This window comes from Kitasatospora griseola (assembly GCF_014648555.1).
In the GTDB taxonomy this organism is placed as follows: domain Bacteria; phylum Actinomycetota; class Actinomycetes; order Streptomycetales; family Streptomycetaceae; genus Kitasatospora; species Kitasatospora griseola.
In genome coordinates this window covers 46,638-68,928 of record NZ_BMRI01000041.1, presented here as the reverse complement: position 1 = coordinate 68,928, position 22,291 = coordinate 46,638, and the positions used below count along the sequence as shown (strand labels likewise).

Genomic DNA, 22,291 nt, shown 5'->3' with positions numbered 1-22,291 from the left:
GCGGACCAGCCGCCACGAAGATCACCGCCACCGCATCACAACGCGCAGTTGATCAATTACCCAACACTTTCTCAGGCAAACGGCCCGGCTTCACCCATTCAAGTTCAGTAGCGCCGTTGAAGCCGGTCCAGCGAACCGGGAGCGGCTCACCAGAAGCTGTCAGCAGGCAGTCGAGGCCGAAGTAGAACTCCACGGAACATGCTCGGCCGTTGATGTCGTAGCGGGTGTCGCCTGTAGGTCCGAGAGTCGGGTAGTCCTTCACGTAGTCGAGATCGGGCAACTTGCAGACCTTGAATCGTCCGGGCAGCGGAGCGCTCGACAGCGTCTTCACGGCCTCGCGGCCAGCGGCGTCATTGTCGACCATCGCAATGACGCGGTTCATGATCCCGGCGGCTGCGAAGGCCCGCAGGTTCTTCACCAGCTGGGCTGTGCCGCCCGCAGCCTTCGCGTCGGGGTCGAGGAACGTAAAGTAGCCCGCGAGCTCGGGGGCAACGATCTTCAGGCCTCGCTTGAGGAACCGGGCATCGGTCGTCCCCTCGGTCAGGACGATGATTGGCCCGATGCTTCCAATCTCCGACGCCAGTTCCTGCAGGGCGAGCTCTGAGACGGCATCGTGCCGAGCGAAGTAGCCGGCCGACAAGAGATCGTGCAGATCGAGGCGGACAACGGTGTCTGGCGCCTGGCCTTCAAGGAGCGCGGCGAGCAGTGTCCGCGGATCCTCAAAGGCTTCCTCCCGAAGCAACTCAAGCGCGTGCAGGCAGGCCTCCTCCAGGCTCGTCAAGGGCTCCTTCACCTCCGACGGCTTGGAACTGGCGATCAACGCCCGCAGGCCGATCTCCACCACCTGCTCGCAGTCGATCACGTGGCGAACGGGCTCCGCCCCCCGCGGCCCTCGGCTGTAGATGGCGTCATCGCCGTCGATCTCGCGAATCTTCTGGAGGAAGTCCCTCATATCCGCCTTGCAGCGCTGCGAGGTGAACCCCATCAGATTTAGTCGCTTCACAACCGTGTCGACGGTGGCCGTGTAGCCGAACGCCGAACTTATGTCACGGTCGGCGATGCCCTCCGCGTGCTCCTTCCACCCTGGCGCGCCCTCATAGGCCTCCGGCCAGCCCCCGATCCACTCAGCCGCCTCAGCGTTGAGGTCAGGCAAGTCCCCCGCGTTTGCCGCGTCGACCTCGCTCGCCCACTTCTCATCCATGTACCTGTCATGCTCTTGAAAGATTGTCATGAGCTTGATCGGAATGTGGTTCTTTCCGTCACTGATCTCGTCTTCGCCGAGGAAGAGGGACCACCTGTCGCCCACGTAACTCTCCGATCCGCGCTCCGTAAATCCGCCTGGCGAGCATCACAGTTTCGCGGCCGGCAGGCAATGGAGATCACCGTTGCTGGGCTTCGAGGAGCTCGGCTTCGAGGGCAGCGATCCGCTTGTCGGCGAAACGGAGGTTAGAGCGGGCGCCCTCAAGCCGCTCTTGCAGGGTGCGGTGCTCACGGGTGAGCTGCTGGACGCGGTGTTTGAGGGTGGTGTTCTCGGTGACGAGTGCCTGCACGGACTCGCCAGGGACCATCTGGTCGAAGTCCCTTAGCTGTCCCATGAGTTCGCCGATCTGCTGCCGCTGGGTGAGCACCTCTTTCTGGGCGCGGGTGAGCTCGGCCTCGGCGTTGAGTGCGCGCTCGCGCCAGGTCGCCTCGACCTGGTCGTGCTGCTGCAGGGCTCTGCGGTCGTGGCGGCTTCGGGAGTCGGTGACTGCCTGCTGGACGAGCGCGCGGGCGCCGGCGTTCTCGTAGAGGAACGTGGCCGAGACGCCCGCCCGCTGGGCGATGGCCCGGACGGTCAGGCGAGCGCGTTCGCGTCGGAGTTGGCCGATCGCGGTCTTGACCTGGGCGATCTTCTGTTCGGTCTGTCGACGGCGCGCGGCGATGGCCGCGGTGGTGGATTCCGGCCTCATGCGGCGTCCTCGTCTTCGTGCCGGGCGAGTTCCTGGGCTCGGAAGGCGGTGCTCCAGACCCGGCCGAAGTAGTCCTGCGGCCGGCGCAGGTCGAGCGTGAGGGCCTCGTCCAGCAGACCGACTGCGTCCAGAGCCTTCTCCAGGCCGGCGATCGCGCGGGTGGTCGGCTCGAACACCTCGTGCAGGAAGTCGGCGGTCGCGGGGTCGGGTGCGCGTTCGGCCAGCGTGCGCCACTGCTCGCGTTTGCGGTGCCAGTAGACGAGATCGGCGCCGGACAGGACGAACTTGTCGCAGTTGTGGCAGTCCATGTCCCAGGGGCAGGCGTCACCGTTGACAACCGGCTGAAAGGTGCAGAACCCGCCTTCCGCAGGGGTGCTGCGGCGGGTGAGGTCGATGGCAAGGGCCTCGGCCTGCTCGCGGCTCATCGGCTCGCCGGTGGAGAGCAGGACGCCGGGCTCGGCGGAGCCGGGTCCGCTGACCCAGACGGCGTTCAGCGCGTCGTTGAGTCTCGGGTCGGTGTTGGCCAGGTGGGTGTAGTGCTCGGCCATGCGTTCGGAGACCTGGCCCAGGTAGCGCTTGACGTGGGAGAGGTTCGCGCCGTTGCGCAGGAGGTTGGTGGCCAGGGTGTGCCGGGCCTGGTGCGGGACGCAGTGCGCGATGTCGAGGGTGTCCACCCAGGCGCGGAACGAGGTATTGAACCAGTTGTGGGACACGCTGTGCGTGCCGTCCCGGTTGGTCGGTCGGCGGGGGAACAGCGCGAGGCGGGGACGCTTTTTCTTGGTCGGCGGACGTCCGTGGTTCTGGACGAACCGGGCGATCGTCTTAGAGGTCATCTCATTTGGATAGCTAGACTCTGGGCGTGCTGATCGTGGAGCGTCTGGTGCCGGACGAGTTGTGGGAGCTGTTCCAGTTGGTGGTGCCGGCTGCGCCGCCCCGGCCTCAGGGCGGCGGTCGGCGGCGGTACGGGGATCGCGAGGTACTGGCGGCGATCGTGTTCGTCGCTACCTCGGGGTGCACGTGGGCTCAACTGCCGCCCTGCTTCGGTCCGTCCGGGCCGACTGCCCATCGGCGGTTCACCGAGTGGAGCAGGGCCAGGGTGTGGGCCAAGCTGCACCGGGTCGTCCTGGACGAGCTCGGCGCGAGGGGCGAACTGGACTGGTCCCGCTGCGTGGTCGACTCCGTGAACATGCGGGCCCTGAAAAGGGGGACCTGACAGGTCCGAATCCTGTCGATCGGGGCAAGTACGGGTCGAAGATCCACCTGCTCACGGAACGTGCCGGTTTACCCCTGTCGCTCGCAGTATCCGGTGCCAACGTCCATGACAGCCAGGCCCTGATCCCACTGACCGATGCCGTTCCGCCCGTCCGATCGCGCCGCGGCCCGAGGCGACGCAGGCCCGGCAAGCTCCACGGCGACAAAGCCTACGATCACCGATTCATCCGCGCCTACCTGCGGCGACGCCAGATCTCAGCGCGCATCGCCCGCCGAGGCGTCGACTCCTCCCAACGCCTCGGCCGACACCGATGGGTGATCGAGCGCACCGTCGCCTGGCTCAGCGGCTTCCGCCGACTCCACCGCCGCTACGAACGCAAGGGCGAGCACTTCGCCGCGTTCGCCAGCATCGCCGCAGCAGTCATCTGTCTCCGGAGAATCACCAAATGAGATGACCTCTTAGCCTGGCGTGCCTCGATCCGCTCATAGAGGCGTTCGGGGATGCGAATCGCCTCGTCGTAGTTGCCGACCTTCGTCTGATCGTGCCAGAACATCGGAATCCGGTTGAGCCGGCTGATGCAGTCCAGGCGGACCTTGGAGACCTCGGTGCCGCGACGGCCGGTGAGGACCAGCGCTTCCCAGATGTCCCGCAGTCCCCGGTCGTCGAAGTCGAAGCTCTCCAAGCGGGTCAGGTTTGCCTCGTTCGCCAGCGCGCGGGCAACGTCGTCGGGGAAGGGCCGGCGGCGGCCCGCCTTTGCCGTGTAGATCGGGAAGGTGACGATGAACGCCCGCGCCAGGCCGATCCGCTCGGCCTCTCCCAGGTCCAGGGCTGCTCTGAGCACTCGGCGGACGGCGGCGAAGGTCGTGGCCATGGTGCCGTCGGTGACGACGGTCTGCTCGGCCTTGCTGCCGACGATGTAGAAGCCGAGGGAGCGCAGGCCGTGCTTGGCGCGGTGGCGCTGGTCGGCGACGAAGTCGACGGCGTGGGCCTCGGTCAGCAGTGTGGGGTCATGGCCGCCGGCCGGCGCGTGGATCTCCAGGAACGCGCTCAGCTCGACGCATCCGCGCCGGGGAGCCGACAGCGTGCTGAATCCGCGGGGCGGGTCGACGGTCAGCCGGGAGTCCAGGAAGTCCCAGAGAAGATCGCGGAGCCAGCGCTGACTCACGGCGGAGAGGTCGACCAGCGTGCTGCGGTGGTTGAAGTGGACCCCGTAGTTCTCGGTCTCGATGAACCCGGCGTCCTTGGTGTCCTCGCGGGTGAAGTAGATCTGCCGCAGGTAGTCCAGCATCACCCGGGCGACCTGACCGGGGTGTTGGGCCGCCGCGCGGTGGTCGAAGTCGACCAGGGAGTCCACCACCTGCTCGCGGCAGGCGTTGATCAGGTACTGAATCCAGGGCAGCGGCCAGCGTCCTCCCTCGAATTGCCGCTGTGTGTGGTGGAACAGCGCCCATTTGATCTCCGCCTTGACCAGGGGCCGCAGGCCGAGCAGGGTCAGCCGGCCGTTCATCCGGCTGACCGGGCGGACGGCCCGGCACCAAGCCCGGAACGCGGCCTCGTCGTCGTAGCTGACCGGGATGCTCTCGCCCCGCTCCAGCATCCGCGGGGTCCAGCCCTTCGGGAGCCGCGCGCCGCCCGGCCTGTCCAGTTGCTCGTAGCGGTAGCGGTGGCGACCACACAACCGCAGCGGATGGTCCGCCGCGTCCGCGCAGGCAAGAACCTGACACTTCCCGAACCCGGGCAGCGGCTGCTGGGTGGCCAGCCAGACGTCCAAGTCCACCGGCCTGCCCGCCTGCCGGCGGACCTTGCGGTAGCTGACGAAGCGACGCGAGTGCAGAAAGCACAGCCCCTCCTTGCTCCGGGCCGGGGTCTCCGGGCAGAGCAGACAGGGCCGAAACGTGCGCTGGATGTGCGAGGTGAGCGGCTCCGCCTGCCGCAGGAACTCGGCGATGTTGCCGCGGGACCATCTCCGCGGGCGCGGGGAGAAGACTCGTTGACCTGCGGTGTTACGCGCCGTCGACCGGGAAATGACCCACTTTCAGAGAGTCGGACATAAGCGACCTTTCTCTCCTTGTGGATGCTTCCGGTGCGGCCGGCCCGCGACTTGTGCCGCTCGAGCCGATGGCACCGCCCTTCGGTTGTGCTGTGAAGGTGTCAAAGGGCAGTTGCGCGTGGGTGGATGCTCCCACGACAGTACGACGCCCACGTGCGCGGGGATTAGCCGGCCGAGGCGCCCGACGGTCTGCTGACGCCGAGACGATCCCCGCGCGCGGGGAGCAGGATCGGGTGGTCGCCGTCGCGGTGGCGGCGCAGGGACCATCCCCGCGGGCGCGGGGAGCAGCACCGCTGGTGGTCTGCTCCCCGCGCCTGCGGGGGCCATCCCCGCGCGCGCGGGGAGCAGAACCGCCGCCCTTCGTCGCTCGAGGGGCTGGGGGGACCATCCCCGCGCGTGCGGGGAGCAGGCGGCCCAGCTGATCGGGTTGGCAGCGCTGGCGGGACCATCCCCGCGCGTACGGGGAGCAGGGCAGGGCCGCAAAACCCCCGGGCTCATCATCAAGACCATCCCCGCGGGCGCGGGGAGCAGCAGCTGGCCGAGGCCCGGCGCAGCGCAGGCGAGGGGCCATCCCCGCGGGCGCGGGGAGCAGGCCCTCGTGATCGTCACCCGCATCCCCTACGCGGGACCATCTCCGCAGGCACGGGGAGCAGACCTGCTCACGGTACAGGTCGGTGTGCCGGTCGGGACCATCCTCGCGCGTGCGGGGAGCAGCAAAGCATCTCCTCCATCGCGCCGGTCTTGGTGGGACCATCCCCGCAGGCGCGGGGAGCAGCTGTGCTGCAGCCGGTCCAGGCGCCGCTCCATGGGGTCATCCCCGCGGGCGCGGGGAGCAGTGGAGGGCGGCGAGCGCCTCGGACATGAGCAGGGGGTCATCCCCGCGGGCGCGGGGAGCAGCTTCTTGGTCATGGTGTCGGCTCCCATCAGACGGGGTCATCCCCGCGGGTGCGAGAAGCAGTCGGCCCGGCGCTGCGGCAGCTCCAGGACCTGGGGGACCATCTCCGCGGGCGCGGGGAGCAGACTCGTTGACCTGCGGTGTTACGTGCCGTCGACCGGGAAGTGACCCACTTTCAGAGATTCGGACGTACGCGATATCTCTCCTTGTGGATGCTTCCGGTGCAGCCGACTCGCGGCCGGTGCCGTTCGAGCGCGATGGCGCCGTCCTTCGATTGTGCTGTGAAGGTGTCAACGAGCAGTAGTGCGTGGGTGGATGCTCCCACGGCAGTACGACGCCCGCGTTGGCGGGGAGCAGCGCACGCATGTCGGATGGCACGTTTTCGCGCGGGGACCAGCCCCGCTCGCGCGGGAAGGACCTCAGCCGTGATGCGCGAGGCAAGGTCGGGCGATCCCGATGTGGGCCCGCCGCTGCCACTTCTCGGCGGCCGCACGGGTGTCGGGGACTCGCGGATCCACCTGGGCGTCGTCGTCTTCGTCCGCCTGCGGTCAGCCGGCGGCGACCGGCGCCGCTACGCGTCGTCCTCTCCCGGCTCCGCCAGGCACGCCCTGGTCCCCCGACCCGGGTGAACCGGACATCTCCGAGCAGTTGCGTGCGAGCCGTGCGGACCTGATCGGGCATACGCCATGATGGGAAGCGGCCCACAGAGATCGAGCACCACCCTTCGAACACCCCGGGGCCGTGAGTAGAAGGACTCAACATGACCGCAACACCCCAGCAGCAGGAGCTGCTGACCATCTGCGCACTGCGAGCAGGCAGCAAATCCGTCGACTGGAGCCTGATCGCTCGGACCTGCCAGTCACCCGAAGCACTCCAGGTCGTCCTCGGGGGCGACATCCCGGAAGACTCCGCGGTCGCACGAAAGAACCTCCCTGTCCTACGTGAGGCGCTGCCGCTGATCGACGATGCCCGCGCGCGGGTGACCGCGGAGTTGGAGGCCGCCGAGAAGGCCGGCGCCCGCCTCGTGACCGTGCTCGATCCGACCTATCCGGCGAACCTGCGTCTCGTGCCGAATCTGCCGCCCTTTTTGTTTCACCTCGGCAACCTCGAGGAGAGGGACGCCCGCTCGGCCGCGATCGTCGGCACCCGCAACGCGAGCGAGGACGGGATGCTCCGCGCCGCCCGCATGGCGCGGCTCCTGGTCGACGAGGACGTGGTGATCTTCAGCGGTCTCGCGAAGGGGATCGACACCGCTGCCCACACGGCGACGCTCGACGCCAGTGGTCGGACCGTCGCCGTGATGGGAACCGGTATCGCCGCGAAGATCTACCCCGCGCAGAACAAGGGCCTGGCCGCCCGGATCGTCGCCGAAGGCGGTGCGCTCGTCTCGCAGTTCTGGCCCACCTCCGCGCCGGCCACGTGGACCTTCCCCAGGCGCAACGTCGTCACCTCCGGCTCGACCATGGGCTCGATCGTGATCGAGGCGTCCTCGACGTCCGGCGCGAAGATGCAGGCCCGCATCGCCCATGAACACGGCAAGCAGGTCTTCCTGATCAAGTCCCTTGCGACGAGCGAGCCATGGGCAGCGAAGATGGTCGCAGACGGCAAAGCGATCGAAGTCGGCAAGGTCGACGACGTGCTCGCACGCCTGGGTAATGCCAAGCGGGTCCAGCAGGCCGCGCAGCAGCGTCTCCAGCTCGCGCTGGTGGGCCTGTGACCAGTGGATTAGATCTTCCCGGGCGCCTCGTCTTTCCGCAGTGCCATCGCTGCGCCTACCGACTCACCGGAACCACTCAGGGATGTGCGGAGTGCGCCGCTTCGGCGGTACATCCGCTTGCCGAGCACCGCTGCGACGTGTGCAGCCAGAGCTTGGCCGCGCCCGGCACGCCGTGCTGGAACAGGATCTGCGGCTGGACTGTGGACAGGCGCTTCTTCACCCGCGTGGACGCCCTGGCGCTGTACGCCAACCCCCTTGGGCAGGCGATCAAGGATTACAAGTACGGCTACGCGGGCGCTTCGCAGGGCTGGGGTGTCATCTTCGGCCGACTCATCGTCGGATGGCTTGAAGCCAATGAGGACCTGGTCGCGGACATCGACCTCATCGTCGGAAATCCCACTGCGCCCGACCGTTTGCCGCTCCAACACATCGAACTGATGATGAGCGCGGCGCACGCCGAGGACGGGCTGGGCCGCTGGCCGATCGTCGAGCCCGGCCGCCCCGTCCTGATCAAGACATGGGAGACCAAAAAGTCGGCCGGCCGGGGGTGGAACGACAAAATGGAGGCTGCCCGCGAGCATGCCGGGGCGCTCAAGCTCCGACGGAGTGTCGAGGGCAAGCGTGTCCTGCTGGTCGACGACGTCTTCACCACCGGCTCGCAGTTCCACACTGTCGGCAAGTTCCTGATCGAAAAAGGTGAGGCGAAGGAAGTGCGTGGGCTCGTACTGGCCCGTGTTCCCGGCTAACCCCCGCTCGCGCGGGGAGGCCCGCTCCCACATCCCGTACAGCCACCACGTCAGCGGCTGACCCCCGCTCCCGCGGGGAAGACTCCTGCCCGCGGATCCACGCCGCGAGGTCGGCCGGCTGACCCCCGCTCGCGCGGGGAACACGCTGTCGTGGTTATCGCCCGGGCTTCGCATAGAAGCCTGCCTGGCATGCTAGCCGCATGGATGCTGACGATCTGCCCTCGATTCACCTCGACAAGGTGATAGACGGGTTGGCGATGAATCCCGCCCTGCCAGCTTCTATGGTCCGGCGACTATTCGCATGGCGACGGGGCATGGGGGAGGTGGCGAAGCGTCCGGACCTCACCGAGGACGTGATCGCCGAGATCGTCGCGATTGACGACCACTGGCTCCTGCACAGCCTCGCGCTCAACGACCGGCTGCCGGACCAGTTCCGCATCCAACTGGCCGCCCATCGGGACGGGGAGGTGCGGGCCGCACTCGTTGTCCACGCCGCGACCGCACCGAGGAAAATGCTGGAACAGCTCATCAACGATCCCGATCCACGGGTCCGTGAGTACCTGGCCCAGGGCCATCACACGCCGCCCGACCTCCGGGCCCACCTCGCCGCCGACTCAGACCCCTCGATCCGCGCTGCGCTGGCGAAGCACTGGCCACAAGCACCGGAGGCGGTCCGCCGGATCCTGCTGACCGACCCCGAGAACAAGGTCCGCGCTGCGGCCTGTTCGACCTACTACGCGCATCGGCCGCATCCGACACCGCCCTCGGACCTACTTCCGACGCTGTTGGCGGACCCGGTGACTCGGGCGGGCGCGGTCATTCACGCTGTTCTCGACGCGGACACCCTCCAGCGGCTCGCCGCAGATACGGACAGCGAGGTTCGCGCCGAGCTCGCCCGGCATCCCGACCTGCCGCCGCCGGCCCGCGAGGCCCTTGCGGTCGATCCGGCCTTGAACGTCCGTGTGAAGGTCTTCGCCCGACCAGACACGCCCGAGCACGTGCGGGCACAGATCCACGCCTCGGTGCACGAACTGTCGCGCTCGACGGCTGATCCGGGCCCCGACGCGGACGACGAAACGGTCCTGCAGTGGTTCCGGAACGAATTCGCGCCCACGGAACTACGGATCCTGCGGCTGCCCTGGGTGACGGCTGATCCGCTGCCGCACATCGACTCGCCCTATGTCAGCTTCCGAGTCTCCGCGGCCGCTAGCAAGGCCCTTCCCGCCAAAGCGGTGGCCCGACTGCTCGACGACGAAGAGGAGATGGTCCGCCTCACCATGGCGCACACCGCCCCGCACCTGGTCGATCTCGCAACCGCCGAGAGCATCGAGCGCCGCTACCAGCCCCAGCGGGACAAGTTCACGTTCTGGTGGGACAAGAAGGAGGTTCTGACGTTCCCGCCAGCCGCCCTGCGCCGCTTCGCCACCGACCCTGAGCCCCGGCTCCGCTCCTTCGCACCTCGCGATCCGGATCTGCCCTCGGAACTCGCCGAGAAGCTGGCCGCCGACCCCGAAGACCGCGTCCGCCGCGCGGTCGCGCCCCACCCCAACCTCCCGCTCCAATCCCTGCTGCGTCTCCTCGCCGACTCCTCGGAACGCGTCGCAGAAGCCGCTGGCTCCTCACCGTTCCTTCCGAGCGAGCACATGGAGTGGCTGCTGAACCGGGCGGGTCTGTAGCCGCCAACTCGCCCAGGCCACGCTGGTCCGACAATGGCCACCCGATGCGGAAGATCTTGCTCAGCACCCGACGAGTCTCGCTGTCCAATTTGCTGCTATAGCCGGAGGGGCTGGACCCCACGGGTCCAGCCCCTCCGACACATCCAGGGTGAGGCCCCGACCGCGACTTGTCAGGGAGACGACCCGGGCCCTCACTCACACGCTACCGACGCCACTACGCTGCTGATCGCCCGGCTCGACGGAGCGATCGTGGGCGCGCTGACGTTGGTCCTGTCCCCGCTGCCGTCCGGCCTGCGGGCGCGCATCGAGGACGTCGTTGTCGATGCCGCCGCGCGTGGCCACGGAGTCGGCGGGGCCTTGACCGATGCCGCACTCCGACTGGCGAAGGACGCAGGCGCTCGAACCGTCGACCCGACGTCCCGCCCATCGCGCGATGCTGCGAATCGTCTCTACGAACGGGCTGGTTTCCAAGCCCGGGACTCGAGGGTCTACCGATTCACGATCGAATAGTCCTCGGGTCTCGGGCTCGGCTCGGGCGCGCGGCGTGCTGGGGGATCGCCGAGCTGTGGGGACCATCCCCGCGGGTGCGGGGAGCAGTCTTGTTGACCTGAGGCGTTATGCGCGAGTGGTACGAGAATCCGCCACTTTCTGAAATTCGGACATAAACGGCTTTCTTCCCTACCGGGGGCGTCGCCCTCCGGGTCAGCGATGCGGTGAAGGTGTCAAGGAGCAGTGACGCGTGGATGGATGCTCCCACGGCAGTACGACGCCCGCGTGCACGGGGAGCAGCCTCTGCAGCGCCGGCGGCACGTAGAGCAGCCGGGACCATCCCCACAGGCGCGGGGAGCAGGCGGTGCTCTGGTTGTGGTCCGTCTCATCCTTGCGGGCGCAGGGAGCAGATCAGGCCGTCGCCTCGGTGCCATCGAGCTGGGGGCCGTCCCCGCGGGCGCGGGGAGCAGTTCGTCGGCGATGTCGTCGTGGGTGGCGCCGAGGGGTCATCCCCGCGCGTGCGGGGAGCAGCCTGAGCACGTTGCTGCGCGAAGCGCCGGCGAGGGACCATCCCCGCGCGTGCGGGGAGCAGTCGACCTCGAACTCGTCGGCGAGCTGGCTCATGGGATCATCCCCGCGCGTGCGGGGAGCAGACCATGCCGTACATCGCAGTCGTCCTGGACGAGGGATCATCCCCGCGCGTGCGGGGAGCAGCGCATGTCGAGAGCAACGGCCTCACCGCGCTCGGGATCATCCCCGCGCGTGCGGGGAGCAGCGCATGTCGAGAGCAACGGCCTCACCGCGCTCGGGATCATCCCCGCGCGTGCGGGGAGCAGAACCTGGCCCAATGGCACACCCCTGCGGGCGAAGGATCATCCCCGCGCGTGCGGGGAGCAGGCAGCCTGGGTGTTGGGGTTCTTCACGATGGCGGGATCATCCCCGCGCGTGCGGGGAGCAGCCTTGTTGACCTGGGACTCTAGACGCCGTCGACTCGGAAATGAGCTACTTCCAGGAATTCAGGCATAAGCGGCATTGTCAGCGGACGCGGCAGACTCCCCAACGGCGGTCGGTTGGCCTCCCCGCTGGCGGACACGAGACCTCCCCGGTGACGGACAGCTGATCTCCCCGCTGACCCGCTAAGCCCATAACGCAGAGTGGGCGGGGTGAAGAGCGATGAGGAGATCATGGAGATTCTTGAGGCGTATGACCTCACGGGGAGTTACCGGAAGGCGGCCGAGCTGGCCGGGTGCGACCACCACACGGTGCGGCGCTATGTCCAGCTCCGGGGCCAGGGGGTCGACCCGACCGAGCGGGCCGTGCGGTCGAAGCTGATCGACGGCTTCCTGCCGAAGGTCGAGGAGCTTGTCGAGCGGTCCCGGAGCAGGGTCGGGGCCGACGCTGTTCACAAGAAGATCGTCGCGATGGGCTTCACTGGCACCGACCGCACGACCCGCCGGGCCGTCGCGGCGGCGAAGGAGTCCTACCGGGCCGGGAACCGCAGGGTGTTTCGGCCCGCCCAGCAGATCGACGGCTGGACCACCGCATACAAGGCCAACATGTACGAGGTCGAGGATCTCCTCGACTACGTGAGCAGGCCGGCCAACCCACTCAACGAACTACTCCGCGGCCGCCCCGTGACCACTCGCCTCGCACAGGTAGCGCCGCACATCTCCGACGGGCCGGTCGCCCTGACCCACCCCGGCAAGAAGCCGACGACCATCAACGTCAGCCGCGACGGCGACCAGATCGCGGCCGTCCCCGCCGCCCGGCACCACGCCGTTCTCACCATGCTCGACAGCGGACTCGACCTCACCCACTGCCTCGAAGCCGGACAGCTGGTCACCACCCTGGCCACGGCCGACCTGTAGGGCGCGGCGCCGATCCTACCCCCACCTGTTCACCGGACACCGCAACGGACGACTGGTGCAACACCTCGACCCGGCGTGCCGATCGCGCCTGCCCGCGCAGGCTGATTCCGATCGGACTTCCACCACCACAGTGCAGCGGTGCCGGGGGCGCTCATCCGACCGTCCTCGGCCCGGCACCAGCGTCCTCAGCCTCTACGCGTCGGTCACCGCCGACGGTGCCCACGAGGTCGCACAGGTCGTCCACGAGATCCTCACCGGCCAGCGCTGCCCCGACATCACCCTCCGCTGAGCAGCGTCGCCTCGGGCCGGCAGTCGCCTGATCGTGCGCCAGGTGGCGGGTCAGCCGGTTGACATGGCGGCGCAGCGGAGGCAGCGCCGGGCGGTGAGGACCATCATGCCGTCCTGGACCACCTCGGCGACGGCGTCTGTTGCAGCCTCAACCCCCAGCCTGGGCGGGTGCAGCGGGCTCTACCGGCTGAGGGCGCGGACCCCCAGGTCGTAAACCATGGAGCCGAGCGCAAGGGTGACGAGGGGCCACACCAGCGGCGGGTCGGGCGGGATCGTACCGCTCACGAGGAGGCTGCCGACCGAGCCGTTGCTCAGCACGGCGGCACACGTCGGCATGCTCGGCCAGGCGACGCGTACCAACACCGCACGCTGTCGGCCGTCGTCCGGCACGGGAGAGGTCAAGTCACCGCTCACGGCCGCCGCCCAGGGTAAGGGCGGCCGCCTGAACTCGTTCGGTGTACTGGCCGCCGAGCCGCTTGAGCTTGGCGCGGACCCGTTGTCCGAAGGCGTGCGGGGAGGGGCACCCGACTTCACGGGCTGCTTCCTCCCAAGATCCGCGCCCGCTCTGCGACCACACCCGAGCAACCTCCTGCTCCTCGGGCGACAACTTGGCGAAGACCGCGAGGGCGCGCTGCTCGGCGGGCTCCCAAGGCAGTACGTCGTCCTGCGGGTGGCGATTGTCGGAGATCACGTCGTGCAGCGTCAGCCCCTGGCCTCCTGGTACGGGAGCATCAAGGAGGGCCACCCGGTTGCCGGCGGACTTGCGCTCCCAGATCGGCTGCAGTTGTTGGTGAACCGTGCCGCTCTCCAGGCGAAGCGCGGCCACGAGAGTCTCGTTGTCCACTCCAGGCGGCCCGCTCTCCCAGTCGCCCATCAGGGCGTAGGACACGGCCTCTCGCCAGTCTGAGGTCACGTTCGAGATCTTCAGCCACTGTCGGGCGAAAGCGTCGACGGCCTGGTCGTTGCCCGCGACCGCAGCCCGGCGGGCCCCCAGCGCGGCGTACAGCGCGGATTGATTACGGCGCTCCGCCGACGCTCCGAACAGGTCCCAGAGGCGTGCTCGGACCCAGCGCTGCATTTCCCCGGCCTCACGTCGGATCGGCAGCCAATCTCCATGTGCGAGCCCTGGGACCTCATCAGCCGCCCGATTGAGTTCCTTGCCGATCAGTTGACGCTCCAGGTCCTTCAGACGGTCCAACGAACGCGTCACCTTGGCGTGGGCCCCCATCAGCTGCAAGTTCAGCCTGAGAATCTGGAGCTCCAGGATCAGATGGTGCTCGCGGCCCTCGGCGGCCTCGATCATCCCGCCCCTGTCGCTCACCGACTTGGCCAAGTCCCTTACTGCCCGCTCGGGATCGGCCACGACGGGCAGATACGCCGGAAGCGAGTCCCGGCTGATACGCGCCAGCCGAGACTCAGCCGTCACAACGAGTTCGGTGGAGGGAGTCCACTCCGGCAGGGGAGGGGTGGTGGCCACGGGCTGGTTCTCCTTGTTCAGGCGAGACTTCTACTACCTGGCCCGGGAGGGTGCCAATCCGTCAAAGTTTTTTGGCGACGAGATGTGATCTGCATCACATTCATCGATGTTGCGGGCAGGCGAGGGGTGAGGACCGCTGCCAACTTGCTCTGCGGCCGCCGGTGTCCGTTCCCGCAGGCGTGCAGCGCCAGCAGCAGGTCCGCGCCGGGGCGGAGGACGGAAGACCGCCGGGCGGGCCTTCCCGCCGGCTGTGCCGGGCCCCGGGACAGCCGGCGGGCCGTTCCTTCGGTCGAGTGATGCCCGTCTCTCGCAACCGCAAGCAGAGCAAGGCCGCCGCGTCCCGGAAGATTCGCCGCTCGCCGAACTCCAACGGCACACCGATGCTCGTGGACACCACCGACCTCGTCGTCAACCTGCTGACCACGGCCCCGCCCGAGCAGTTGGTCGAGCTCGTGATGCCGCACCTGCTGACCAACATCTCCACCGGCCAGCCCGCCAACCGCTGCGTCGACGCCTCGCTGACCCTGCACCACGCCTTCGCGCAGTTCGCGATCCCCAGCGAACTCATGGCCGTATCCCTGCTCACCGAGTCAGCCGGCGGGACACGGCGTTCCCACGGCAGCACGACGCCTTCCTGGAGCGCGGACGGCACGACGTTCCACGGCCACAGCGTGCTGTTCCTACCGCAGTCCGGGAGGTTCGTCGACGCCACCGCCGACCAGTTCGCGGAAGTACGCCGCCACGGACTCGGCCCCGTGATCGGCCGCGTCACCGCCAGCACCACCAAACTCGCGCCGGGCCAGGGACTTCCCGCCGGCGCCGCCGTCCTGGTCCAGCGCGGCGACGTACTGCTGCGCTACACCGTCGCTGACGCCGAGCCACTGCTCGCCGACCAACCCTGGATGACCCGGCACGCTGCCCAGCACCGCCAGGCCGGGATCAAACCTCGCCACCCTCACCCTCGACGCCCTACGCGCCCCCTGGACGATCGAGCGGGTCCTGCCGGCGCCCTACCCGCGCCTTCGGGCGCTGCTCACCACAATCGGCGACACCCCCTACGAGCCGGACGCCCACAACAACCTGACGTTCCGCTTCCCCGACAACCGCCTGTGCCTCGACGAGATCCCCTTGCCCCCGGACATCCCGGCCGCCCTCGGGTAGCAGCACGTCGGTGCCGGGGGCCGGAGCCGAGCGCACCGCAGTGACCGCCCGGCCCGTCCCGGGGGCCGTCAGCGCGGCGGGGGCGTCAGACGACCTGGAACGGCAGAGTGAGCCGCTCCAGCGACAGCGACTCCCCGGCGCCCAGCGCGGTGGCCCTGCCTACAGTCGACCGCGCCGCCGCCCTCGTCCTCCCTCCGAACCCGGACGCCGCCCCGATCATCCTGCTCAACCCCCGTGTCGCCGACGCCTCCGAGGAGTCCGACGAGCAGTACGAGGGCTGCTTGAGCTTCTTCGACGTCCGCGGCCTGGTCCCCCGTCCCCTGCGAATGGACGTCACCTCCGCGAGCATCGACGGCAGGGTGACAACCGTGGTGTACGAGCTCGGCCTCGCCCGCCTTGTCGCCCACGAGATCGACCACCGCAACGGCCTCTTGTACACCGACCGCATGCGCGACGACGCCACACCGATCCCCGTTGAGAAGTACCGGGCGCGGGGTCCACCCGGGCCCACTGACCTACTTCGGTTTCACGACCCCCGCGTGTGCGGGGAGCAGGAGAACTGATTCGAGCTGCCACTGAAGGGCACGGGACCATCCCCGCGCGTGCGGGGAGCAGGGCGTCCTCGGCGGCAACGACGCGTCGCAGCAGGGACCATCCCCGCGGGCGCGGGGAGCAGCGGGCAACGGGGCCCACCAATGCTTTGACCTGCGGGGCCATCCCCGCGGGCGCGGGGAGCAGGCAGGTTGGTTGGTCTAGGCCCCGAGTCTGGTGGGGCCATCCCCGCGGGCGCGGGGAGCAGTGCTGGATCCGGGTGATGCCGTCGAACGCGTCGGGACCATCCCCGCGCGTGCGGGGAGCAGTTCGGATGAGCGGGAAGACGCTCAGGCCGCGTGCGGGCCATCCCCGCATACGCGGGGAGCGGTTGAGCAGGACCAGTACTTCCTCCTTACGGTATGGATCATTCTCATGAGGGCGGGGCTGCAGTACCGGTCCGCCAGCATCGTCGGGGCTGCCATGGACCACGTACTCACGTGAGTAGGTGGTGTCGGGCTGGACTGTCGGATTTGTCGTGGTGGTATGCACAGAATGCGCTACGGTGCTGGTGTAGTACACGGTTCCAGACCGTGTGTGATCGCGGGGGTCCCGGAGTGTTCCTCTCGTTGACAGGCTGTCGGCGCGGGGGTGTTCTGCCCGTCCTTGTGGCTTGGAGGCAAGAATGAGCGAACCATGGACGATCGAACGCATTAGCGAGTCGCTGGGTGCGCCGGCGGTGCGGCACAGGTTCCTCGCGGAGATCAACCGCGCCCCCGCCCACGAACTCCTGGCCGTGTTCGCCCACTGGCAGGGCATCGCTGACAGCCTTCAGGCCAGCGCGCAGCGAGGCCAGGACCTCCTCGAGCAGTCCGGCCCCGACGGTGAACTTCCGGGCGAGTGGATCGACGTCACCGAAAAGGTGCGCACCGAGGCAACGGGACGCCGGAACCACGCAGCCTGACCGTCGTAGGTGTCCTCACATTCCGCATTTTCCTGTCGGATCCGTAGTGGCACGGCTACGCTCCGGGTATGCCGTACTCGCTCCATGTCGACTCCGTGCAGCAGCTCGTCTGGGACTCGCTGCCGCCGCCCGCGGGTGAGGAGTTGTCCCTTGCGCTGTTCCAGGTGTGCGAGGACCCGCATGGGACAACCGTGCCCTATGGCGAGGACGACGGCGTGACGCGTCTTCTGGTGACCCAGCGCCTTCTGGTGATGCTTCTGGTGAACGACGGCGCCAAGCGTCTGACGATTCTTCAGATCACCATGCCGTGACCTCCCCGGCGGGATCACACGACGGCACCGGCCAGAAGAAGCTCGTGCCGGACTCTCGCAGAACCCCGCAGTATCGGTGCTCCCGAGCAGCCGCCGGGCACGCCCTGCCCCTGCTGCCCGCGCGCAGCCGTACCGGAGAGCCGTGACCGTGGACAAGCGGATCTACCTCGACGCCGAACGCACCTGGCGCTCCCGCCGGATCGAGGTCGAGGCGACGCGGTGGTTCGCCGTTGTCTCCCTGGACCGTGACGGGTACGTCGACTCCCTGAACATGCGGGGAGAAGATGCCGACCTGCCGGCCGCCTTCACGGTGGCAGCAGAACGTGCCGCCGAAGCGGCCTGCAACCGTGTCCGCTACAACGGCTACCCAGGCAGCTACCTGCTGAGCAGCGGAAGCCGCTTCATCACCGTCCGGGTCCCATTCACGCACGTTCAACTCGCCGTGGACGCACTTCGCTCCGCAGAGCTTGAGCACGACTACACCAAGCTCGACGAACTGACCGCTCAGCTCGTGCTCCCTGTCGAGCAGTGGCTGAACCCTGGCGAACGGGAACTTGTCCGCGGCACCGACTTCGACCCGCCGCCCACCGTGTTCCTGCGTTTCCTTCGCGAGCAGGCCAAGCACCGCGGGCTGCGCCTCAACGGCCAGGCCACGCCGGGCAGTGTCTGGGTGCGACCGGAACTGCCGTTCGCCGAAAAGCTGCTGCGAGAGAGCCGGCCCGAACGGTATCCCGGATGGACGGACCGATGGACCTCGCACATCGAACCCGACGATGCACCCACCCGGCCGCAGTCCAAAGGCCGGTCCCGCAGCAACCTCAGCCGAGGCGCCCGACCGGTCCGCTTCCGGCCGTCCCACATCGCCGGCACCGGCGACTGCCCCTGCGGCACACGCCTGCACGGATCACGCGACGCACAGGCCCAACACGCCGCCCATCACGTGCAATGGGCCCTGGGAGTCCCAACACCCAAGGGCCTGCACTGGACGAACGGCATCGCCGTCGTAACCTCCCAATCGCCCATCGCCTGGCGAAGGCTGGCTCACCGCATGGGACGCCTGCCACAAAGGGAAAACGGTTACGACACCAACTCGTGGTTCCACGTCCGCGAGCCAGAACCCACTCCGGACGACGTCCGCGCCTACCTGTTCCAGAGCAACCATCGCGTCATCGGCTACCTGAATGCCCACGATACCGACCGGCACCACCACTGGAAGCTGGCCGAGGACTCGCCCGCCAGCATCCAGGACCGCACTCTGCGCCCGCAGATCGGTCTGATCTGGGTAGCCGGCACGCATCGCAGGCACGGCATCGGCCGCGCACTTGTCCAAGCCCTCGCCGACGACTTCGGCTGCGACACCAGCGACGTGTCGTGGTCCACCCCGGTCAGCGCTGCCGGTCAGCACCTCGCCCGCAAACTCTCGCCCGAAGGAATCTGGATCAGCTGACCGACCAGTCGCGACTTCGAGGACGGCGAACGGAGAGGTTCCTTGAGCGGTCCCGGGAATCGCACAGTCATCACGTGGTCCGGCGAATATCTCAGTCCATGGTCATCGGCACCACAACGATCGGCCCGTTGATCGGCGAGCCCCAGGAGTCAACCATCATGTCCGTAATCCAGCCGCGTTACGCCACCGACATCACCGTGGCCGATGTCAACGCAGCCATCCTCTTCCTCCACCCGTGGCTCGAGAGCGAGCTCGACACCCGCAACGGGACACCGGGTGCCCGCTTCGCCGACGCGCTGGACGTCCTGGTCCACGACGCTGCAACCCGAATCCGCCTCCAACTCGACCATGTCGCCAGCAGGCCAGACGTCTTGAGCGAAGCCGATCGGCTGAATCACCTGACAGCTGTGCGCGACGACTGGAACCTCATCGCCGCAGCGTTGCGCCCCTGGCGTCATGTCCCGGGCTTCGATCGAGCCCGCTTTCGACCGGTACGTCACCTCAGCGCGGCTCACGAAGTAGAAGACCCAGGGCGCGGTGCGGTGAATCGAACCGCATAGCGCGGTCACCGGTGGTCTCTATGATCACCCGCCGTCCGGAGCGGGTGGTAAGGCTTGCAGCGGTGAGGGATGCGCGTGATGTCTGAGGGCGACGGTCTGCGTGCGCGGTTGTCGGCGCAGGCTCTGAGTGTGTGGGCGAAGCACGACAAGGACAACGGTGGGTGGCTGCCCCTGTGGTGTCACATGCACGACAGTGCGGCCGTGGCGGGGCTGCTGTGGGACTGCTGGCTGCCGGCCCGGGTTCGGGCTCTGGTCGGCAGGGTGCTTCCGGAGGGGGAGGTGGACGGGCGGCGGTTGGCGGTGTGGCTGGCGGGGGTGCACGACATCGGGAAGGCGACGCCGGCGTTCGCGTGCCAGGTGGAGGTGTTGGCGGACCGGATGCGGGCGGCGGGGTTGGAGATGCCGTCGCGGCGGGCGGTGGGTGCGGACCGGCGATTGGCGCCGCACGGCCTGGCGGGCCAGGTGCTGCTGCAGGAGTGGCTGGAGGAGCAGCGGGGCTGGCCGGGGAGGGTGACGGGGCAGTTCGCGGTGGTGGTGGGCGGCCATCACGGGGTGCCGCCGGATCATCCGTCGCTCAGGGATCTGGACGGGCGGTGGGATCTGCTGCGGACGCCGGGCGGGAACGAGGGGGTGTGGCGGCGAGTTCAGGGCGAGTTGCTGGATGCGTGCGCCGCCGAGTTCGGCGTGGAGGGGCGGCTGGGGGAGTGGCGGGGGGTGAGGTTGCCGCAGCCGGTGCAGGTGGTGCTGTCCGGTCTGGTGATCATGGCGGACTGGATCGCGAGCAACGAGGACCTGTTCCCGTACTTCCCGGCCGGGTCGGAGTGCGGGGCCGGGTCGGGTCGGGCGGGGGCGGCGTGGCGTGACCTGGACCTGCCGGGGTCGTGGAGGCCGGTGGTTCCGCGGGACGGTGTGGGGGAGTTGTTCGCGTCGCGGTTCGACCTGCCGGCGGGGGCGGTGGTGCGGCCGGTGCAGGCGGCGGCGGTGGAGACGGCGCGCGGGATGCCGGAGCCGGGGCTGTTGATCGTCGAGGCGCCGATGGGGGAGGGGAAGACGGAGGCGGCGCTGGCCGCGGCGGAGGTGCTGGCGGCGCGGGCCGGTTCGGGCGGGGTGTTCTTCGCGCTGCCGACGATGGCGACGAGCAACGCGATGTTCCCGAGGCTGCTCAGCTGGCTGGACCGGCTGCCGGCCGGGGACGGGGATCGCCTGTCGGTGCTGCTGGCGCATTCGAAGGCCGCGCTGAACAAGGACGCCGCCGAGCTCAGGGCCGGGTCGCGGAAGCGGATCGCGTCGGTGGACGTGGACGGCGCCGTGCAGACGGTGTCGGCCGGCGGGGAGGCGGCGGCGTCGGCGGAGCTGGTGGCGCACCACTGGCTGGTGGGCCGGAAGAAGGGGATGCTGTCGTCGTTCGTGGTCGGGACGGTCGACCAGTTGCTGTTTGCCGGGTTGAGGGCCCGTCATCTGGTGCTGCGTCATCTGGCGGTGGCGGGGAAGACCGTGGTGATCGACGAGGCGCACGCGTACGACACGTACATGAACACGTATCTGGACCGGGTGCTGGGCTGGTTGGGCGCGTACGGGGTTCCGGTGGTGGTGCTGTCGGCGACGCTGCCGGCTGCGCGGCGCCGGGAGCTGGCGCAGGCGTATGCGGGTGCGGCCGGGGACGACGAGCGGTTCGTGCCGGTGGAGCAGGCGCGGGAGTATCCGCTGCTGACGGCGGTGAGCCGGGGGGCCGTGCCGGTGCTGGGGCGGCCGGCGGTGTCGGGGCGCGGGTACGAGGTGCGGGTGGAGCGTCTCGACGACGGCTTGGGGGTGTTGGCGGACCGGTTGGAGGCGGAGCTGGCCGGCGGCGGGTGCGCGCTGGTGGTCCGCAACACGGTCGGCCGGGTGCTGGAGACGGCGAAGGCTTTGCGGGAGCGGTTCGGCCCGAGGGCGGTGACGGTCGCGCACAGCCGGTTCATCGATGTCGACCGGGCCGAGAACGACCATCGGCTGCTGGAGCTGTTCGGCCGGGACGCCGCCGTGCGGCCCGGGCGGCACATCGTGGTGGCCAGTCAGGTGGCGGAGCAGTCACTGGACGTGGATTTCGACCTGCTGGTGAGCGACGCGGCGCCGGTGGACCTGCTGCTGCAGCGGATGGGCCGGCTGCACCGGCATGCGCGGGAAGGCCGGCCGGCGGTGCTGCGGGACGCGAAGTGCCTGGTGACGGGTGTGGACTGGTCGGCTGCGGTACCGAAGCCGGTGCGCGGGTCGGAGTTCATCTACGGGCGGCACGCGCTGCTGCGCTCGCTCGCGGTGCTGCTCCCGTTCTTCGACGGGGGGAGGCCGGTGGACCTGCCGGGGGACATCAGCGCCCTGGTGCAGGACGTGTACGGGGGCGGTCAGGTGGGGCCGGCGGACTGGGCGCCGGCGCTGGAGGAGGCGCGGCTGGTCCACGAGAAGCTCCAGGCCGGGAAGGCCGACAGGGCGGAGCAGTTCTGCATCGGGGAAGCGGGGAAGGACGGGCGGCCGCTGATCGGATGGCTGGCCGGGAGCGTGGGGGACGCGGACGACACGCGGGCCGGGCGGGCGCAGGTGCGCGACAGCGAGGAGTGCGTCGAGGTCCTCGTGGTGGAGGAGTTGGGGGACGGTTCGCTGGCGACGGTGCACTGGGCGGGGGAGGGGCGCGGGGGGCTGGCGCTGCCGACCGACGCGGTGCCGTCGCCGGAGGCGGCGAGGGCAGCGGCGGCGTGCGGGCTGCGCCTGCCGGTGGCCATGGCCAAGCCGCACATTGTCGACCGAGTTGTCGCCGAACTTAAGCAGTTTTCTTTCGAAAAATGGCAGACAAAGGAAAACCCTTGGCTGGCAGGGCAGTTGATCCTCCCGATCAGGCCCGGTTGTCAGACCTCTCTGGCAGGGTTCCGACTCATGTACACCCGTGAGAACGGACTCGAGGTGTCGAATGCACGCTGA

Annotated in this window: 16 protein-coding genes, 2 pseudogenes and 1 CRISPR repeat array; of the genes and pseudogenes, 13 read left to right on the top strand and 5 right to left on the bottom strand. The window is 68.9% G+C overall.

Going from position 1 to position 22,291, the window contains the following annotated elements; genetic code table 11:
- Positions 1–52: 52 nt before the first annotated feature.
- From IEZ12_RS32630 to IEZ12_RS32620, 3 genes are all read right to left on the bottom strand, one after another.
- Positions 53–1,306 carry a HEPN/Toprim-associated domain-containing protein gene (locus IEZ12_RS32630; protein WP_189277315.1) on the bottom strand — a complete coding sequence of 418 codons (1,254 nt, stop codon included), beginning with the start codon at positions 1,304–1,306 and terminating at the stop codon, positions 53–55.
- Between the two features lie 73 nt (positions 1,307–1,379).
- A complete protein-coding gene (locus IEZ12_RS32625; RefSeq protein ID WP_189277313.1) occupies positions 1,380–1,949 on the bottom strand; it encodes a DUF6262 family protein in 570 nt (189 codons plus the stop codon).
- Positions 1,946–2,782 carry a tyrosine-type recombinase/integrase gene (locus tag IEZ12_RS32620; RefSeq protein WP_189277311.1) on the bottom strand — a complete coding sequence of 279 codons (837 nt, stop codon included), beginning with the start codon at positions 2,780–2,782 and terminating at the stop codon, positions 1,946–1,948. The genes IEZ12_RS32625 and IEZ12_RS32620 overlap by 4 nt, the downstream gene beginning before the upstream one ends.
- 32 nt (positions 2,783–2,814) lie before the next feature.
- Between IEZ12_RS32620 and IEZ12_RS32615 the strand changes: the two genes are divergently transcribed.
- Positions 2,815–3,611 (top strand): IS5 family transposase gene (locus tag IEZ12_RS32615; protein ID WP_189277322.1). Its coding sequence is split into 2 segments (ribosomal slippage): positions 2,815–3,151 and positions 3,151–3,611, totalling 798 coding nucleotides; the frame shifts between segments, so codons are not numbered across the junction.
- Here IEZ12_RS32615 and IEZ12_RS32610 read toward each other — a convergent pair.
- Positions 3,530–4,939 carry a hypothetical protein gene (locus IEZ12_RS32610; RefSeq protein WP_189277309.1) on the bottom strand — a complete coding sequence of 470 codons (1,410 nt, stop codon included), beginning with the start codon at positions 4,937–4,939 and terminating at the stop codon, positions 3,530–3,532. The genes IEZ12_RS32615 and IEZ12_RS32610 overlap by 82 nt on opposite strands.
- Positions 4,940–6,867: 1,928 nt before the next feature.
- On the opposite strand from IEZ12_RS32610, the gene IEZ12_RS32605 reads away from it, so the two are divergent.
- From IEZ12_RS32605 to IEZ12_RS39515, 5 genes and pseudogenes are all read left to right on the top strand, one after another.
- Positions 6,868–7,824, top strand: a complete 957-nt coding sequence (locus IEZ12_RS32605) for a DNA-processing protein DprA (RefSeq protein WP_189277307.1) — start codon at positions 6,868–6,870, stop codon at positions 7,822–7,824.
- Between the two features lie 137 nt (positions 7,825–7,961).
- Positions 7,962–8,570: a ComF family protein gene (locus IEZ12_RS32600; protein WP_189277305.1), complete on the top strand. Its 609-nt coding sequence runs from the start codon at positions 7,962–7,964 to the stop codon at positions 8,568–8,570.
- 200 nt (positions 8,571–8,770) lie between these two features.
- The gene (locus IEZ12_RS32595) at positions 8,771–10,246 is read left to right on the top strand and encodes a hypothetical protein (protein WP_189277303.1); all 1,476 of its coding nucleotides are present in this window, start codon (positions 8,771–8,773) and stop codon (positions 10,244–10,246) included.
- 201 nt (positions 10,247–10,447) lie between these two features.
- Positions 10,448–10,756 (top strand): annotated as a pseudogene (locus IEZ12_RS39520) (GNAT family N-acetyltransferase); the annotation flags it as partial.
- A gap of 425 nt (positions 10,757–11,181) precedes the next feature.
- Positions 11,182–11,693: a CRISPR direct-repeat array (repeat unit 24 nt; unit sequence CATCCCCGCGCGTGCGGGGAGCAG).
- Between the two features lie 205 nt (positions 11,694–11,898).
- A pseudogene (locus tag IEZ12_RS39515) lies at positions 11,899–12,249 on the top strand (IS21 family transposase); the annotation flags it as partial.
- A gap of 1,045 nt (positions 12,250–13,294) precedes the next feature.
- On the opposite strand, the gene IEZ12_RS32580 reads toward IEZ12_RS39515, so the two are convergent.
- Positions 13,295–14,368, bottom strand: coding sequence for a hypothetical protein (locus tag IEZ12_RS32580; RefSeq protein ID WP_189277297.1), 1,074 nt, complete (start codon positions 14,366–14,368; stop codon positions 13,295–13,297).
- A gap of 296 nt (positions 14,369–14,664) precedes the next feature.
- On the opposite strand from IEZ12_RS32580, the gene IEZ12_RS32575 reads away from it, so the two are divergent.
- From IEZ12_RS32575 to cas3, 7 genes are all read left to right on the top strand, one after another.
- Complete coding sequence (locus tag IEZ12_RS32575; protein ID WP_189277295.1) at positions 14,665–15,573, top strand: hypothetical protein; 909 nt, start codon at positions 14,665–14,667, stop codon at positions 15,571–15,573.
- A gap of 63 nt (positions 15,574–15,636) precedes the next feature.
- Positions 15,637–16,092 carry a peptide deformylase gene (locus tag IEZ12_RS32570; RefSeq protein ID WP_189277293.1) on the top strand — a complete coding sequence of 152 codons (456 nt, stop codon included), beginning with the start codon at positions 15,637–15,639 and terminating at the stop codon, positions 16,090–16,092.
- 653 nt (positions 16,093–16,745) lie between these two features.
- Positions 16,746–17,024, top strand: coding sequence for a hypothetical protein (locus IEZ12_RS32565; protein WP_189277291.1), 279 nt, complete (start codon positions 16,746–16,748; stop codon positions 17,022–17,024).
- Positions 17,025–17,092: 68 nt separating this feature from the next.
- Entirely contained in the window at positions 17,093–17,335 is a 243-nt protein-coding gene (locus IEZ12_RS32560) for a hypothetical protein (RefSeq protein ID WP_189277289.1), read from the top strand.
- A 142-nt stretch (positions 17,336–17,477) separates the two neighbouring features.
- Positions 17,478–18,782, top strand: coding sequence for a GNAT family N-acetyltransferase (locus IEZ12_RS32555; RefSeq protein WP_189277286.1), 1,305 nt, complete (start codon positions 17,478–17,480; stop codon positions 18,780–18,782).
- Positions 18,783–18,880: 98 nt separating this feature from the next.
- The gene (locus IEZ12_RS32550; protein ID WP_189277284.1) at positions 18,881–19,342 is read left to right on the top strand and encodes a hypothetical protein; all 462 of its coding nucleotides are present in this window, start codon (positions 18,881–18,883) and stop codon (positions 19,340–19,342) included.
- 183 nt (positions 19,343–19,525) lie between these two features.
- Positions 19,526–22,291 carry a CRISPR-associated helicase Cas3' gene (gene cas3 / locus IEZ12_RS32545; protein ID WP_229848447.1) on the top strand — a complete coding sequence of 922 codons (2,766 nt, stop codon included), beginning with the start codon at positions 19,526–19,528 and terminating at the stop codon, positions 22,289–22,291.

Coding starts and splice junctions, on each gene's coding strand:
- IEZ12_RS32620 (WP_189277311.1), bottom strand. CDS start 2,782: ATGACCTCTAAGACGATCGCCCGGTTCGTCCAGAACCACGGACGTCCG.
- cas3 (WP_229848447.1), top strand. CDS start 19,526: ATGCACGACAGTGCGGCCGTGGCGGGGCTGCTGTGGGACTGCTGGCTG.
- IEZ12_RS32575 (WP_189277295.1), top strand. CDS start 14,665: ATGCCCGTCTCTCGCAACCGCAAGCAGAGCAAGGCCGCCGCGTCCCGG.
- IEZ12_RS32625 (WP_189277313.1), bottom strand. CDS start 1,949: ATGAGGCCGGAATCCACCACCGCGGCCATCGCCGCGCGCCGTCGACAG.
- IEZ12_RS32560 (WP_189277289.1), top strand. CDS start 17,093: ATGCCGTACTCGCTCCATGTCGACTCCGTGCAGCAGCTCGTCTGGGAC.
- IEZ12_RS32595 (WP_189277303.1), top strand. CDS start 8,771: ATGGATGCTGACGATCTGCCCTCGATTCACCTCGACAAGGTGATAGAC.
- IEZ12_RS32565 (WP_189277291.1), top strand. CDS start 16,746: ATGAGCGAACCATGGACGATCGAACGCATTAGCGAGTCGCTGGGTGCG.
- IEZ12_RS32605 (WP_189277307.1), top strand. CDS start 6,868: ATGACCGCAACACCCCAGCAGCAGGAGCTGCTGACCATCTGCGCACTG.
- IEZ12_RS32550 (WP_189277284.1), top strand. CDS start 18,881: ATGGTCATCGGCACCACAACGATCGGCCCGTTGATCGGCGAGCCCCAG.